A 16,151-nucleotide genomic window follows, 5' to 3' on the forward strand; every position below is an offset into this window, starting at 1 on the left:
TGCGCGGGCCGCGGGGAGACCGAAGACTGGAGCCGGGAGCTGCTGGACCCGTGACACCGACCCGGTTACGACAGCGCGTCCGCGCGGAGCTGTGTCCCTGGCTGGTCGAGGGGCTGGTGGCCGCGAGGCGCGGTCTGGCACTGGCGTTCCTCTCGCAGCTGGGGGCGGTTCCGCTGCTCGCCCTCTCGGTGGCCTCGTTCGGGGTGACGCCGGTGGGCCTCGGTGTCCTGACGCTGCCGATCGCGCTGCTCGCGGTGCGCGGGTTCGCCGACATGCACCGGCGGTTCCTGCGCGAGTGGTGGGGGGTGCGCGTGCCCCGTCCGTACCGCCCCGATCCGGTGGACGACTTCGAGCCGCTCGACGTGCCGAGCAGCATCCGGTACTACCGGCGGCTCGTGACCGATCCGGCGACCTGGCGGGACCTGCTGTGGCTGCTGATCGACGCGCCGCTGGGGCTGGTCCTCGGCCTGCTGCCGGCGTGGCTGATCATCTACGGGATCCACGGGGTGGTGGCCACGCCGTTCTTCTGGCCGTACATGGAGGAGTTCTACGGCTACGGCCTGACCTGGCCGGTGCACAGCCGGCCCATGGCGGTGCTCGCGTTCGTCCAGGGCGTGGGGATCCTGTTCCTGGGCTTCTGGAGCGGGAAGCGGCTGCTGCGGACCTACACGAGGGTCACGCGCCGGCTCCTCGCCCCCACCGCGAAGGACGATCTGTCGCGCCGGGTGGTCGAGTTGACCGAGACCCGGTCGGCCGCGGTGGACGCGCAGGCCGCGGAGCTGCGGCGGATCGAGCGCGACCTGCACGACGGCGCGCAGGCCCGGTTGGTGGCGGTCGGGATCAAGCTGGGTCTGGCCGAGCAGTTGCTGGGCCGGGATCCGGAGGTGGCGCGGCGGCTGCTGGTGGAGGCGCGCCAGGCCGGTGCGCAGGCGCTCGCCGAACTCCGGGACCTGGTGCGGGGGATCCATCCGCCGGTGCTGGCGGAGCGGGGTCTGGAGGGCGCGGTCCGGGCGCTCGCGCTCGACCTCCCGATACCGGTGCGGGTCGACGTCGACCTGCCGGGGCGCGCCCAGGCGCCGGTGGAGTCGGCCGGGTACTTCGCGGTGGCGGAGGCGCTGGCGAACGTCGCCAAACACAGCGGCGCCACGTCGGCGTGGGTCCGCGTCGGCTACGCCGGGGAGCGGCTGACCATGGTGGTCGGCGACGACGGGGCGGGGGGCGCGGTGGCCAGGGAGGGCGGGGGGCTGGACGGGCTGCGCCGCAGGCTGGCGCCGTTCGACGGGACCCTGGAAGTGGACAGTCCGGTGGGAGGGCCCACCACAGTGAGGATGGAGCTGCCGTGCGTGTTGTGATCGCCGAGGACCTGGCCCTGCTGCGGGAGGGCATCATCCAGTTGCTCACGCTGAACGACTTCGAGGTCGTCGAGGCCGTGGACAACGGGCCGGACCTGTTACGGGCGCTCCTGGAGCACCGGCCGGACGTCGCGGTGGTCGACGTACGCCTGCCCCCCACGTTCACCGACGAGGGGCTCCAGGCGGTGGCCCGGGCGCGCCGCGAGCTGCCGGGGCTGCCGGTGCTGGTGCTGTCGCAGCACGTGGAGCACCTGTACGCGCGGGAGTTGCTCTCCGACCACCGGGGCGGGATCGGCTACCTGCTGAAGGACCGGGTCTTCGAGGTGAGCGAGTTCGTGGACGCGGTGCGGCGGGTGGCGGCGGGCGGCACCGCCATGGACACCTCGGTCGTCGCCCAGCTGCTGGCCCGCAACGAGACGCGGGGGACGGTGGAGGCGCTGACGGCGCGGGAGCGGGAGGTGCTGGGGCTGATGGCCGAGGGGCGCAGCAACGCGGCGATCGCGCGGCAGATGAACATCGCGGAGAAGTCGGTGAGCAAGCACACCAACAACATCTTCGGGAAGCTGGGCCTGGCCCAGTCCTGCGACGACAACCGCCGGGTGCTGGCGGTGCTCGCCCACCTCAACCTCTGACGGCCCATGACGGCCTGTGACGCCCGGCAGGCGCCGGGCGTCCGGCCGGCCCCGGTCCCGGCCGGCCCTAGTCCCGGGCGGCGCAGCCGGGGCGCGGGCCGGGGGGCAGCGGGGGTTCCTCCTCGACCACGCCGTGGGCCTGGAGCTCTTCGACCCAGCGGCCGAGGGCGACCCTGACCAGGAGGGGGTCCATGGCCCACACCCGGCCGAGGTGGACCGCCGCCGGGGCGAGCCGCCACCGGTGCTGCTGCAGGGCGATCCACATGGCCGCGGTGTCGGAGCCGCTCCTCCAGCAGCGGCCGGTGACCGTGCAGCGCAGCACGAGCCCCCCGTCGCCGGTGACCTCCCCGGTCACGCCGGGCGTCGGCCTCACTCTGGTCCACAGGTCGTCGTCTTCCACCACACGCTCCTCGTTGCTCGCGGCTGCCGGCGGCGCTTGCCGGAACCCCTTGCTCCCCGAGCATGCGCGGTCGCCCTGCGTGAGGATGCCAGGGTAGGGCCGACCGAGGTCCGGCGGAAACCGGGTCACGCCCCCCGTGCCGGGGGGAGTTTCTCCCACCCCCCGGCCCGCGGGGCCCGCCCGTCGGGCCGGCGGCTCCGCCTCAGTCGGCGGTGCCGGCGCCGACCGGGCTGCCGGCGGGGGGTGCCCCCGCGGGGCCGACGGCGCCGACGAAGATGCGCATCGCCTGGGCGAGCTCCTCGCCGGTCGGCGCCTTCTCCGGGTCGAGGAGCCACTGGAGGCCGAGGCCGGAGACGAGGGCGAGGTGGAAGGAGCCCACCAGCCACAGGGTCCGGTCGGCGGCGGAGTCGCCGAGGTGGGGGGTGAGCGGGGCGGCCAGGGCCATCCGGGCCCGCTCGTACATCTCGGCCAGCTGCTCGCGGAGCCCGGGGACGCGGTCGGCCTGGGCGAACGCCTCGATGCTGGCGAGCAGGAGGGGGCGGTGCGTCACGAAGAACTCCGTGACGCGCTCCCAGGCGGCGTCGACCGTGGGGTCCGCCGCCTCCTCCAGGATGCGGCGCAGCTCCTGCCCCCATTCCTCGAACGCTTCGATCACCGCCGCACTGAGCAACGCCTCCTTCGAGCCGAAGTGGTAGCCGATGGAGGCGAGATTCGCACCGGACGCGGCGACGATGTCACGCGCCGTGGTGCGGGCGTACCCGCGCTCGTACAGGCATTTCTTGGCACCGACCAGCAGGTCTTCTCGATTTCCCACAGTTGCATCCTAACCTTGGTCGCACATTTGTCACAGACATGCGTATCAGACAGATGTCTCTTACTTCTGTCTCAGACGGCCCTCTTAGACGCTCGGCTTATACGCTCGTACTAGACAACCATCTAGGACGTACGTATGGTTCAGTTCTATGAACGCAGACACGCAACGTGCCGACCGCAAGGCATGGTTCGGGCTCGCCGTCCTGATCCTCCCCGTCCTCCTGATCTCCCTCGACATGCACGTCCTGTCGTACGCACTGCCGATGATCAGCGCTTCTCTGGAGCCCAGCAGCTCGCAGCTGCTGTGGATCATCGACATCTACCCGTTCATGCTCGCGGGGCTGCTGCTGACGATGGGCACGCTCGGTGACCGGATCGGTCGCCGGAAACTCCTGCTCTTCGGCGCCGCCGCCTTCGGCCTCGCGTCCGCGTTCGGTGCCTACTCGGACAGCGCGGAGATGCTGATCGCGACCCGGGCGCTGCTCGGTCTCGGCGGCGCGACGCTGATGCCGTCGACGCTCTCCCTGATCCGCAACATGTTCCACGACGACGAGCAGCGCCGCGTGGCCATCGCGGTGTGGACCGGCGCCTTCGCCGCCGGCGCCATGCTCGGCCCCCTCATGGGCGGTGCCCTCCTGGAGCACTTCTGGTGGGGCTCGGTCTTCCTCGTCAACCTGCCGATCATGGCGCTGCTCATCCTGCTCGCGCCGGTGATGCTGCCGGAGTCCAAGGACCCGAACCCCGGTCCGTTCGACCTGCTCAGCGCGGTCCTGTCGCTGGCGTCGATGCTGCCGACCATCTACGGCATCCAGCACATCGCCCAGGACGGCATCAGCGTCACGCCGCTCGTCGTCATGGCGGCCGGCCTGTTCCTCGGGTACGTCTTCCTCCGCCGCCAGAAGTCGCTGGCGCAGCCGATGCTGGACGTGAAGCTGTTCCGCAGCAAGGGCTTCACCGCCTCCATCACCGCGAACACCCTCGGTGTCTTCTCGATGGTGGGTTCCAGCCTCTTCACCACCCAGTACCTCCAGATGGTGGCCGGTGTGCGGCCGTTCGTCGCCGGTCTGTACGCCCTCCCGGCGGCCGGCGCCGCCATGACCGCCGCCGCCCTCGCCCCGATCGTCGTCCGGCGGGTCCGCCCGGCGTTCGTCGTCGGCGCGGGCCTCCTCATCGGCGCCGTCGGCTTCGTCCTCCTCGGGCAGCTCGACGGCGGCACCGGGGTCGCCGCGCTGGTCGCCGGAACGGCGACGATGGCCGGCGGCATCACCCTCGTCCTGACCATCTCCTCCGACATGATCATCGCCACCGCCCCGCCGGAGAAGGCGGGCACCGTCTCGGGCCTCTCGCAGATCGCCACCGAGTTCGGCGGCGCGCTCGGCATCTCGGTCCTCGGCAGCGTCGGCACCGCCGTCTACCGCTCGGACCTCGCCGAGAACGCCCCCAGCGGCCTCGAACCGACCCTCCTGGAGTCCGCCCGGGACACCCTGGGCAACGCCCTCGACGTCGCCACCCGCGTCCCGCAGGACCTGGGCCAGGCGCTGGCCGCCGCGTCCCGCGCGGCCTTCACCCACGGCCTCCAGATCGCGATGTACACCGCCGCCGGCCTGCTGGCCCTGATGGCCCTGCTCGCCTTCACCCTGCTGCGCCAGGTCCGCATCGGCGCCCAGACCAAGGTCGTCGACTGCGCCCCGGCCCCGCAGGCGGACCGGCCCCAGCCCACGGCGGCCGCCTACGCGGCGCAGGGCGCGCCGGAGTACGGCACCTCGAACGGCTACGGCGCCCCGAACGGCTACGGCCCCTCGACCGGATACGGGACGCCGACCGGATACGGGACGCCGAGCACGTACGACGCGCAGGACCCGCAGGGGCAGCAGGGCCCCCGCCACCGGAGGGACGGCGGTCAGTCGACCCAGTGGTGACCTGAACAGACGTGAGTGCCGGGCCGGTTCGCCGCCCCGGCACACACGTGTGTCCGGGGACGGACGGGACGGCACGGGGTGGGTCGGGGGCGGGCACGGGGCGGGTCGGGGCGGACGTTGGATGGGTCGGGGCGGACGCGGGATGGGTCGGGGGCAGTGGATGCGTGCGGGAGCGGCTGGGCGACGGGAACGGCCCGGGGGCGGGAACGGCCCGGGCGCGGAGGCGCCTCCGCTGCGGGGCCCTGAGACAGAAGGGTCCCGGCGCGGGAGCCCCGAGACCGAGAACGCCGGGCCCCGGGGCGCCCGGGTCCGGGGCGTCCCGGGTCCGGGCGTGGGGTGGGTGCCGGGTGCGGGGGTGGGGTGGGTGCCAGGCCAGGTGCGGAAGGGATGACGGGTGCGGGCAGGACGAAGGCCCGTGCCGGGGGCGCTGGGGGCGCTCCGCGGCACGGGCCGGGTGGACGGTCGGGGTGGGCGGGTGGGGTCAGAGGCCGAGTTCGTTGTCGAGGATGTCGAAGAGGTCGTCGGCCGAGGCCGCCTCCAGCGCGCCGGCGCCGTCCGCCTCCTCCTGCTCCCGTTCCGCGCCCGCCGCGCCGTCGGCCCACCGGGCGCTCAGGGCGCGCAGCCTGGCCCCGATGCGGGCGTGCTCGGCCGGGTCGGGCGTCGCGGTGCCCAGGAGGCGTTCCAGCCTGGCCAGTTCGTCCTCGACGGTGGGCTCGGCCGTCTCCTCCACGAGTTCACCGAGGAGGTGCGCGGCGACCGCCACCGGTGTCGGGTGGTCGTAGATGAGCGTGGAGGTCAGCCGCAGGCCGGTCGCGGCGCCGAGCCTGTTGCGCATCTCGACCGCCGCGAGGGAGTCGAAGCCCAGCTCGGAGAAGCCCCGTTCGGCGTCGACGGCTTCCGGTCCGGCGTGGCCGAGGACCGCGGCGACATGGGTGCGGACCAGGGTGAGGAGCAGCGCCCGCCGGTCCGCGTCGGACAGTCCGGCGAGGCGGCCGGCGAGCGTGCCGGGCCCGTCGGTCCGCCCGGCCCCGGCCGGGCGCCGGTCCCTGCGCACGGGTCCGGTGACGAGCTCCCTGAAGAGGGCGGGCACCCCTTCCGTCGCGGCCCGGGCCCTGATCGGCGCCGTGTCGAGCCGTACGGGGACGAGGACGGCCTCGTCGGAGCGGAGGGCCGCGTCGAAGAGGGCCAGGCCCTCCCGCACGTCGAGCGGGGCGACTCCGGAGCGGGCCATCCGCGCCCGGTCGGTCTCGCTCAGGCCCTCCCCCATGCCGTCCGCCCCGTCCTCGGCTCCCCACAGGCCCCAGGCCAGGGAGAGGCCGGGCAGTCCGGCGGCCCTGCGCCGCCGGGCGAGGGCGTCCAGCGAGGCGTTGGCGGCTGCGTAGTTCGCCTGCCCGGCGCTGCCGGTGGTGCCGGCGAGCGACGAGAAGAGGACGAAGGACCGCACGTCCTGGCGGGTGGCCAGGGCGTCCAGGTGCAGGGCCGCGTCCAGTTTGGGCCGCAGGACGGTGTCGAAGCGTTCCGGGGTGAGGGCGGCGAAGGTCCCGTCGTCGAGGACGCCCGCCGTGTGCACGATGCCGGTCAGCGGGTGCCCGGCGGGCAGTGCCGCCACGGCGTCGGCCAGGGCCGTCTCGTCCGCGACGTCGCAGGCCCGGACCGTGACGCCGGCCGCGCCGAGGGCGAGGAGCTCGTCCCGGAGGGCTTCGGCACCGGGCGCCCGTTCACCGGAGCGGCTGAGCAGCAGCAGGTGCCGCACGCCGTGCGCGGTCACGAGGTGCCGGGCCAGGATCGCGCCCAGTCCGCCGGTCCCGCCGGTGACGAGCACGGTCCCGTCGGGGTCGAAGGCGGCCGGTCCGGCCTGCCCCGTCCCGTCCTCCGCCCCGGTGCCGGCCTGCACGAGGCGGGGCACCAGGAGCCGGTCACCGCGGACGGCGACCTCCGGGACGCCGAGCGCCACGGCGGCGGCGAGACGGTCGTCCCCTCCGGTGCCGGGCTCGACGTCGACGAGGGCGACGCGGTCCGGGTACTCCTCGCGCACGGAGCGGACCAGGCCCCACAGGGGGGCGTGGGTGAGGTCGGCGGAGGCGTCGTCCCCGGTGGCGGCGACCGCTCCCTCGGTGACGACCACGACACGTGCGGCGGCGAGCCGTTCGTCGGCGAGCAGCCCGTGGAGCACGCCGACGGTGCCGAGCAGCACGGCCCGCGCCCGGTCGGCCTCGGGAAGCGCCGGGTCCGGAGCCGTACCGTCCGCCCCTTCCTTCACCTCCGTTCCGTCCGCTCCGTGCACGACGATCGTCCCGGGGACGGTGCCCCCGTCGTCGAGGGTCCGGGCCAGGTCGGCGAGGAGGACGTACGGCTCCGTCTCCCCGGCTCCGGCCGGGGCGGCCTCCCTCCAGACGACCCGGTGGAGCGCGGCGCCCGCGCTCCGGCCGGAGGGGCCGGGCCCGCCGGCCGGGACGGCGCGTGCCACCAGGGATCCGACCGTGAGGACGGGGGCGCCGGAGGTGTCGTAGGCGTCGACGGCCAGGGCTCCGGCGGCGTCCTCGCGGAGCCTGACCCGCAGGGCCGTGGCGCCCGCGGAGTACAGCGTCACGCCGTTCCAGGAGAACGGCAGCCTCGGCCCCTCTTCGGGGTCCTCGGGCAGGCCGGTGGGCAGGAGGGAGGCGTGCAGGGCCGCGTCGAGGAGTGCCGGGTGCAGCCCGAAGCCCTCGCCGCCGCCGGGGGCGTCCTCCTCCGGCAGCTCCACCTCTGCGAGGATCTCGCCGCTCCCCCGCCAAGCCCGCCGCAGCCCCTGGAAGGCCGGCCCGTATCCGTACCCCTGACCGGCCAGTTCGCCGTACGCGTCGGGGAGTTCGATCTCCTCGGCGCCTTCCGGGGGCCAGACGGACAGGTGCGCGGGTTCGGTGAGGGGGGCGAAGGCGGGGAGCAGGGTTCCGGCGGCGTGGACGGTCCACTCCGCGTCCGGGTCCTGGCCGTCGGGCCGGGCGTGGATCCTGACCGTCCGCCGCCCCGCCTCGTCGGGCCCGGAGACCGTCACCAGGACCTGGACGCCGCCCCGCTCGGGCAGCGGCAGGGGCGCGGTGAGGGTCAGCTCGTCGAGCCGGTCGCAGCCCGCGTGCTCACCGGCGTGCACGGCGAGTTCGACGAAGGCGGAGCCCGGCACGAGGACGGCGCCCGCCACCCTGTGGTCGGCGAGCCACGGCTGCGCGGCCTGCGACAGCCGGCCCGTCAGCGCGACGCCGCCGGAGTCGGGCAGCTCGACCGCGGCGCCCAGCAGCGGGTGCCCGGCCGGCCGCAGCCCCAGCGCCGAGGCGTCCACGGCGGCGGGTGCCGCGTCGAGCCAGTAGCGCACGTGCTGGAAGGCGTACGTGGGCAGGTCGACGCGCCGGGCACCGAAGCCCCCGAACAGCGCCTCGCCGTCGAGGCCCGCCCCACGGACGAAGAGCTCCGCGAGGGCGGTGAGGAAGGTGGTCGGTTCGTCGCGCTCGCGGCGCAGGGCCGGAACGAGGAGAGCGTTGTCGGGCTCCTCCAGGGACGCCTGGGCCATCGCGGTCAGGATGCCGTCGGGGCCGAGTTCGAGGTACGAGGTGACACCCGCGCCCTCCAGGGCGCGGACGCCGTCGGCGAACCGGACCGCCTGGCGGACGTGCCGCACCCAGTACTCCGGGTCGGTGAGGTCGGACGCCTCCGCGAGCCGGCCGGTCACGTTCGACACGACCGCGATACGCGGCTCCGCGTAGGCCAGACCACGCACGACCTGCCGGAACTCCTCCAGCATCGGATCCATCAACGGCGAGTGGAAGGCGTGCGAGACCTTCAGCCGCTGCGTGGCGACACCACGCTCCTCCAGCACCGCAACGACCTTCTCGACGGCCGCCTCGGCACCCGAAATCACCGTGGAGGAAGGACCGTTGACGGCGGCTATGCCGATCTCGTCCTCACGGCCGGCCAGCAGCGGGAGTACGTCCGCCTCGGCCGCCCGGACCGCGACCATCACCCCGCCGGAAGGCAACGCCTGCATCAGACGGCCACGAGCCGCGACGAGACGGCAGGCGTCCTCCAGCGAGAACACCCCCGCCACGTGGGCGGCGGCGATCTCGCCCACCGAATGACCCGCCAGATAGTCCGGCCGGACGCCCAGGGACTCGACCAGACGGAACAACGCGACCTCGACGGCGAAGAGCGCGGGCTGGGTGTAGACCGTCTGCCCCAGCAGCTCACCGGAGTCCTTGATCACCTCACGCAGCGGACGTTCGAACGCGCCCTGTCCGTCCAGGAGTTCGCACGTCTCGTCCAGGGCCTTGGCGAAGAACGGGAACGCGGCGGCAAGGCCCTCCGCCATCCCCACCCGCTGCGCGCCCTGCCCCGTGAACAGGAAGGCGAGGCGACCGCCGGTGCGCCCGACGACCGTACGCGGGGAGGGCGAGCCCTCCGCCACGGCGGCCAGGCCGTCCAGGAGTTCCTCGCGCGTCGCGCCGAGCACGACCGCGCGGTGCGTGTGCCTCGTGCGCGACGTGAGCGCGGCGTGGGCGACATCGAGCGGACCGGAGGCGGATCCGGCAGCGAACGCCCTTAGACGGGAAGCCTGTTCGCGCATGGCCTCCTCCGTGCGTCCGGACACCACCCACGGCACCGGGACTCCCGAAGGCCACTCCCCCACCGCCGCCTCCGCCTCGACGGACGGAGCCTCCTCCAGAATCACATGCGCGTTGGTGCCGCTGATGCCGAACGACGAGACACCCGCACGACGCGGAACACCCTCGGACGCCTCCCACGGCCGGGACTCCGTCAGCAGCTCGACCTCACCCGCCGACCAGTCCACATGCGACGACGGAGCATCCACGTGAAGCGTCTTCGGCAGCACGCCGTGCCGCATGGCCTGCACCATCTTGATGATGCCGGCGACGCCGGCAGCGGCCTGCGTGTGACCCAGGTTCGACTTCACCGAACCGAGCCACAGCGGCCGGCCCTCCGGGCGCTCCTGACCATACGTCGCCAGCAGAGCCTGCGCCTCGATCGGATCGCCCAGGGTCGTGCCCGTCCCGTGCGCCTCGACCGCGTCCACGTCCGCCGCCGACAGACCCGCGTTCGCCAGCGCCGCACGGATCACCCGCTGCTGCGACGGACCATTGGGGGCCGTCAGACCATTGCTCGCACCGTCCTGGTTCACCGCCGAACCCCGTACGACGGCCAGGACCTGGTGTCCCTTGGCGCGGGCGTCGGAGAGGCGCTCCACGACGAGGACGCCGACGCCCTCGCCCCAGCCCGTACCGTCCGCGGCCTCCGCGAACGCCTTGCACCGGCCGTCGGCCGCGAGACCACGCTGACGGCTGAAGTCCACGAAGGTCTCCGGCGTCGCCATCACCGTCACACCACCCGCCAGGGCGAGCGAGCACTCACCCCGGCGCAGGGCCTGGATGGCCCAGTGCAGGGCCACCAGCGACGACGAGCACGCCGTGTCCACCGACACCGCCGGACCCTCCAGGCCCAGGGCGTACGCCACCCGGCCGGAGACCACACTGCCGAGGCTTCCGTTGCCGAGGTAGCCGCTGACGTCCTCGGGCACCGTGCCGAGGCGGGTGCCGTAGTCGTGGTACATGACGCCGGCGAAGACGCCGGTCTGGGAGCCCTTCAGCGACGACGGGTCGATGCCCGCCCGCTCGATCGCCTCCCACGACGCCTCAAGCAGCAGCCGCTGCTGCGGATCCGTCGCCAGCGCCTCGCGCGGACCCATGCTGAAGAACTCGGCGTCGAAGTCGGCCGCGTCGTGGAGGAAGCCGCCCTCGCGGGCGAGGCTCTTGCCGGGGACGCCGGGCTCGGGGTCGTACAGGCCCTCGATGTCCCAGCCCCGGTCCTCCGGGAAGCCGGTGATGCCGTCGCGGCCTGCGGCGAGCAGTTCCCACAGTTCCTCGGGGTTGCGCACGTCGCCGGGGAAGCGGCAGCTCATGCCGACGATCGCGATCGGCTCGTCGTCGGAGAGCACGACGGCCGGGGCGGTCGCGGCGGGGCCCTCGTCGCGGTCCTCGACCAGTTCGCTCTTGAGGAAGCGGGCGAGGACGTCGGAGGCGGGGTAGTCGAAGACGAGGGTGGCGGGCAGCCGCAGTCCGGTCGCCTTGCCGAGGCGGTTGCGCAGGGTGACCGCCGCGAGGGAGTCGAAGCCGAGTTCCTTGAACGCGCGCTGCGGTTCCACGGCGTCCTTGCCGCCGTGTCCGAGGACCGCCGAGACCTCCGAGCGCACGAGGTCGACCAGGAAGGTGTCGCGTTCGTCCGCCGACAGGCGCGCCAGGCGGTCCCGCAGACCGGTGGAGCCGGGGTCCGCGGTTCCGGCGCTCGCCCGGCGGGCGGGGGCCGGGACGAGGGTGCGGAGCATGGCCGGGACGGGGCGGGCGGCGCGGCGCACGGCGGCGAAGTCCCAGCGTACGGGCAGCAGGACGGGTTCGTCGGAGGCGAGGGCGGCGTCGAAGAGCGCGGTGCCCTCCTCGGCGGTGAGCGCGAGGACGCCGTCTGCCGCGATGCGGTCGATGTCGGCGCGGGTGAGCTTGCCGCCCATGCCCGCCCCGGTGTCCCACAGACCCCACGCGAGGGAGAGCGCGGGAAGACCCTCGGAGACCCGACGACGCGCCAGCGCGTCCAGATAACCGTTGGCAGCCGCATAGTTGCCCTGACCCGCACCGTCGAGCGTGCCCGCCATCGACGAGAACAGGACGAACGCGCTGAGATCCATCCCCCGCGTCAGCTCGTCCAGATGACGCGCCGCGTCCGCCTTCGGGCGCAGGACCACCTCCAGGCGCTCCGGCGTGAGCGAGGACAACACACCGTCGTCCACCACACCCGCCGTGTGGACCACGGCCGACAACGCACGCCCGGCCGGAATCCGCCCCAACACCTCCGCCAGAGCCTCCCGCTCCGACACGTCCACCGACTCCACCACCACCGACTCCGCACCCAACGAAGCCAGCTCCTCCACCAGGTCCACCGCACCAGGAGCCTCCAGCCCCCGCCGACTCACCAACAGCAGGTGCCGCACGCCGTGTTCCGCCACCAGGTGCCGGGCCACCACCGCACCCAGACCACCCGTACCACCGGTGACCAACACCGTCCCCGCACCGTCGAACGACACCTCCCGCACACCCGCCGAAACCCGCGCCAGACGCGGCACGAGAACCCCACCGCCCCGCAGGACGACCTCCGGCTCACCGGACGGCAGGGCAGGGAGGGGGCCGTCGGCGTCCTGCCGCTCCACCCACACGATCCGGTCGGGGTTCTCGGCCTGGGCCGCACGCACCAGTCCGAGAACCGCTCCGCGGACCAGGTCGTCGGTGTCCCGTCCGGCGACGACGACCAGCCGGGAGTCCTCGGACTCCGGTTCGGCCAGCCAGTCCTGAAGGGTCGTCAGGATCTTTTCCAGTTCGTCGCGGAGTCCGCCGCTCCCGACGGTGACGACCACCGCGTCCGGGTGCGTCCCGGCGGCGGTGGCCTCCGGGGCCTTCGTCCACTCCACGCGGAACAGGGAGTCGTGCGCGAGGGCGGGGGCGGCGGTGAGCCGCTTCGGGTCCACGGCCCGCAGGGCGAGGGAGGCCACGGTGGCCACGGGGGCGCCGTCCGCGCCGGCGATGTCCAGCGCCAGGGTGTCGGGGCCGGAGCCGGTGAGGCGGACGCGCAGGGCTCCCGCTCCCGTGGCGTGGAGCCGTACGCCGCTCCAGGCGAAGGGGAGGCGGAGGGCGGCCGCGGGATCTCCGGCGGCCGGGTCCGTGTCGGCGCCCGCGGCGTGGAGTGCCGCGTCCAGCAGGGCGGGGTGCAGGCCGAAGCGCGCGGCCTGGTCCCGTACGGGCTCGGGGAGTTCGACCTCGGCGAAGAGTTCGTCGCCGCGCTTCCAGACGGCGCGCAGGCCCTGGAAGGCGGGCCCGTAGCCGTAGCCCTGCTCCGCCATGCGCGGGTAGAGGTCGCTCACGTCGACGGCGGTGGCGCCCTTCGGGGGCCAGGTCCCCAGGTCGGCGGCGGGCGCCGGCCGCTCGGGGGCGAGGGTGCCGGTGGCGTGGAGGGTCCACGGCGTGCCGGGCTCGTCGTCCTGGTCGTCGGGGCGCGCATGGATCCGGACCGGGCGCCGCCCGTCCGCGTCGGCGGTGCCGACGGAGACCTGCATCCGGACCCCGCCGCGCGGGGGCAGGACCAGCGGCGCGGTGAGGGTCAGCTCGTCGAGGAGGCCGCAGCCGACCTGGTCGCCGGCGCGGATCGCCATCTCGACGAAGGCGGTGCCGGGGAGCAGGACCGTGTCCCCCGCGGCGTGGTCGGCGAGCCACGGCTGGGTCTCCAGGCTCAGCCGTCCGGTGAGGAGCGCCTCGTCCGCGTCGGCGAGGGCGATCGCCGCGCCGAGGAGGGGGTGGTCCGCCTTGCCCAGGCCCCAGGCGGTGGGGTCGCCGGCGTCCCCGAGGGAGTCCGGCCAGTGGCGCCGGCGCTGGAAGGCGTACGTGGGGAGGTCGAGGCGGCGGGCGCCGCCGCCCGCGTGGAACGCCTCCCAGTCGACGGGGGCGCCGAGGACGTGGGCGCGGCCGAGTGCTTCCGCGAAGGCGACGGCGGCGGGCTCGCCGGGGGCGGGCGGACCGATGACGGCCGGGGTGAAGTCCTCGGTCGCGGCGGCCAGGACGGGGCCGGCGGGCGCGGGCGCGGGGCCCGCGTCGACGAAGAGGGTGTGGCCGCCCGCGACGAGGGCGGCGGTCGCCTCGGCGTACTCCTCCTCGGTGCGGGTCAGGAGGAGCTGCGCGCCGCCGGGACGTCCGGTCGCGGCCGGGGGTCCGGCGGCGGGGTCGGCGGCGAGGCGGGCGGCTTCGTCCAGGGAGAGTCCGCCGGCGAGGTGGGCGGCGGCGATGCCGCCGGAGCCGTGGCCGAGGACGGCGGCGGGCCGCAGTCCGTGGGCGCGCCAGAGGGCGGCGAGCGCGAGCTGTACGGCGAAGGCTCCGGCGCGGGCGACGGCCGGGTCGTCGGGCGAGGGCGCGTCCGGCTCGCCGCCGACGACGCGGGTCAGGTCCGGGCCGGTGTCGCCGTGGGCGCCGAGCGCGAGGGCCGTGGTCCGCAGGTGTGCGGCGAACAGCGGTGAGGACGCGGACAGTTCGCGGGCGACGCGGAGCCAGGGGGCTTGGTCCGCGGTCTCTCCGGGGGCGGCTTCGAGGCCGGGGAGGACGAGGACGGTGCGGGGTTCCCGGGCCGCGGCGCCCCGGATCACGGTGCCGGCTCCCTCCGCCGGTTCCGTGCCCTCGGCGAGGGCACGGAGTCCGGCGAGGAGGGCGGGGCGGTCCGGCGCGGTGAGGACGGCGCGGTGTTCGAGGGTGGCCCGGGTGAGCGCGAGGGAGTGGGCGAGGTCCTGGTGGCGCGGCTCGTCGCCCGTCTCCAGCCGGTGGAGGAGGCGGGCGGCCTGGGCCCTGAGCGCCGGTTCGTCGGCGGCGGAGAGGAGGACGGGGAGGGCGCGCGCGTCACGGGAGGCCGTGCCCGCCGGGTCCTGAGTCTCCCCCGCTCCTTCCGTCTCCCCCGCCCGTGCCGTCCGGTCCGCCGGGGCCGCCGGAGCGGGCGCCCAGGCGAGGGGCTCGGCGTCCGGCCTCGGCTCGCCGGTGGCGGTGTCGTCGGCGTCGGCGGTCTCCGGCGCCTCCTCGATGATCACGTGGGCGTTGGTGCCGCTGATGCCGAACGACGAGACGGCGGCCCGGCGCGGCGCGCCGTCCTCCTTCTCCCACGGGCGGGCGTCCGTGAGGAGGGCGACGGCTCCGGCCTCCCAGTCCACCTGGGACGTGGGGGCGTCGACGTGCAGCGTCTTCGGCAGGACTCCGTGCCGCATCGCCTGCACCATCTTGATGATGCCCGCGGCGCCCGCGGCGGCCTGCGTGTGCCCCATGTTGGACTTGATCGAGCCCAGCCACAGCGGCCGGTCGCCGGGGCGCTCCCTGCCGTAGGTGGCGAGGAGGGCCTGGGCCTCGATGGGGTCGCCGAGGCGGGTGCCGGTGCCGTGCGCCTCGACGGCGTCGACGTCGGCGGGAGCCAGCCGGGCGTCGGCGAGGGCGGCGCGGATGACGCGCTGCTGGGAGGGGCCGTTGGGGGCGGTCAGGCCGTTGCTGGCGCCGTCCTGGTTGAGGGCGGAGCCGCGTACCACGGCGAGCACGCGGTGGCCGTTGCGGCGGGCGTCGGACAGGCGCTCCAGGACGAGCAGGCCCACGCCTTCCGACCAGCCGGTGCCGTCGGCGGCCTCGGCGAAGGACTTGCAGCGGCCGTCCGGGGCGAGGCCGCGCTGCCGGCTGAACTCGACGAAGGTGCGGGGGGTGGACATGACCGTCACACCACCGGCGAGGGCGAGGGAGGAGGTGCCCTGCCGCAGCGACTGGCAGGCGAGGTGCAGGGCCACCAGCGAGGAGGAGCAGGCCGTGTCGATGGAGACGGCCTGGCCTTCGAGGCCGAGGCTGTAGGAGACCCGGCCCGAGACGACGCTGCTGTCGGTGCCCACGACGAGGAAGCCCTCGGCGCCCTCGGGCACCGTCCCGGGACGGGCGTGGTAGTCGGCCGCCATGACGCCGACGAACACCGACGTCTGGCTTCCGCGCAGGGTCTCCGCGTCGATGCCGGCCTGCTCGAACGCCTCCCACGACGCCTCCAGGATCACCCGCTGCTGCGGGTCCGTGGCGGCCGCCTCGTGAGGGCTCATGCTGAAGAACGAGGCGTCGAAGAGCGGGGCGTCGTGCAGGAACCCGCCCTCCTTCGCGTACGTCTTGCCGGAGCGCGAGGCATCGGTGTCGAAGACGCCGTCGAGGTCCCAGCCGCGGTCGGAGGGGAACGGCGTGACCGCGTCCCGGCCTTCGGCGACCAGCCGCCACAGGTCGTCCGGGTTCTCCACCCCGCCGGGGAACCGGCAGCTCATGCCGACGATGGCGATCGGTTCCCGGGCGGCGGCGGTGACCTGGTCGTGCCGCCGGCGGAGCCGCTCGTTCTCCAGAAGGGAGTTGCGCAGCGCTTCCGCTATCTGCTCGACAGAAGTACTCACGATTGCTGTACGCCTTCC

The 16,151-nt window shown here is 74.6% G+C and carries 5 protein-coding genes and 1 pseudogene; 3 read left to right on the forward strand and 3 right to left on the reverse strand.

Features of this window, described 5'->3' with window-relative positions:
• Positions 1-50 precede the first annotated feature (50 nt).
• Positions 51-1,352: a sensor histidine kinase gene (locus tag IE326_RS01420; protein ID WP_229915161.1), complete on the forward strand. Its 1,302-nt coding sequence runs from the start codon at positions 51-53 to the stop codon at positions 1,350-1,352.
• Complete coding sequence (locus IE326_RS01425) at positions 1,340-1,984, forward strand: response regulator transcription factor (protein ID WP_150235421.1); 645 nt, start codon at positions 1,340-1,342, stop codon at positions 1,982-1,984. Before IE326_RS01420 ends, IE326_RS01425 begins: the two co-directional genes overlap by 13 nt.
• A gap of 67 nt (positions 1,985-2,051) precedes the next feature.
• Here the strand turns inward: IE326_RS01425 and IE326_RS01430 are convergent, their stop codons facing one another.
• Both IE326_RS01430 and IE326_RS01435 read right to left on the reverse strand, forming a co-directional pair.
• Positions 2,052-2,384: a PqqD family protein gene (locus IE326_RS01430; RefSeq protein ID WP_150235423.1), complete on the reverse strand. Its 333-nt coding sequence runs from the start codon at positions 2,382-2,384 to the stop codon at positions 2,052-2,054.
• 202 nt (positions 2,385-2,586) lie between these two features.
• On the reverse strand, positions 2,587-3,198 hold the full coding sequence (locus IE326_RS01435; protein WP_150235424.1) for a TetR/AcrR family transcriptional regulator: 612 nt from the start codon (positions 3,196-3,198) through the stop codon (positions 2,587-2,589).
• Positions 3,199-3,346: 148 nt separating this feature from the next.
• On the opposite strand from IE326_RS01435, the pseudogene IE326_RS01440 reads away from it, so the two are divergent.
• Positions 3,347-4,861, forward strand: a pseudogene (locus IE326_RS01440) (MFS transporter); the annotation flags it as partial.
• Positions 4,862-5,597: 736 nt separating this feature from the next.
• Here the strand turns inward: IE326_RS01440 and IE326_RS01445 are convergent.
• Entirely contained in the window at positions 5,598-16,133 is a 10,536-nt protein-coding gene (locus IE326_RS01445; RefSeq protein ID WP_190040590.1) for an SDR family NAD(P)-dependent oxidoreductase, read from the reverse strand.
• Positions 16,134-16,151: the final 18 nt, after the last annotated feature.

The organism is Streptomyces filamentosus, from assembly GCF_014654895.1.
In the GTDB taxonomy this organism is placed as follows: Bacteria; Actinomycetota; Actinomycetes; order Streptomycetales; family Streptomycetaceae; genus Streptomyces; species Streptomyces filamentosus.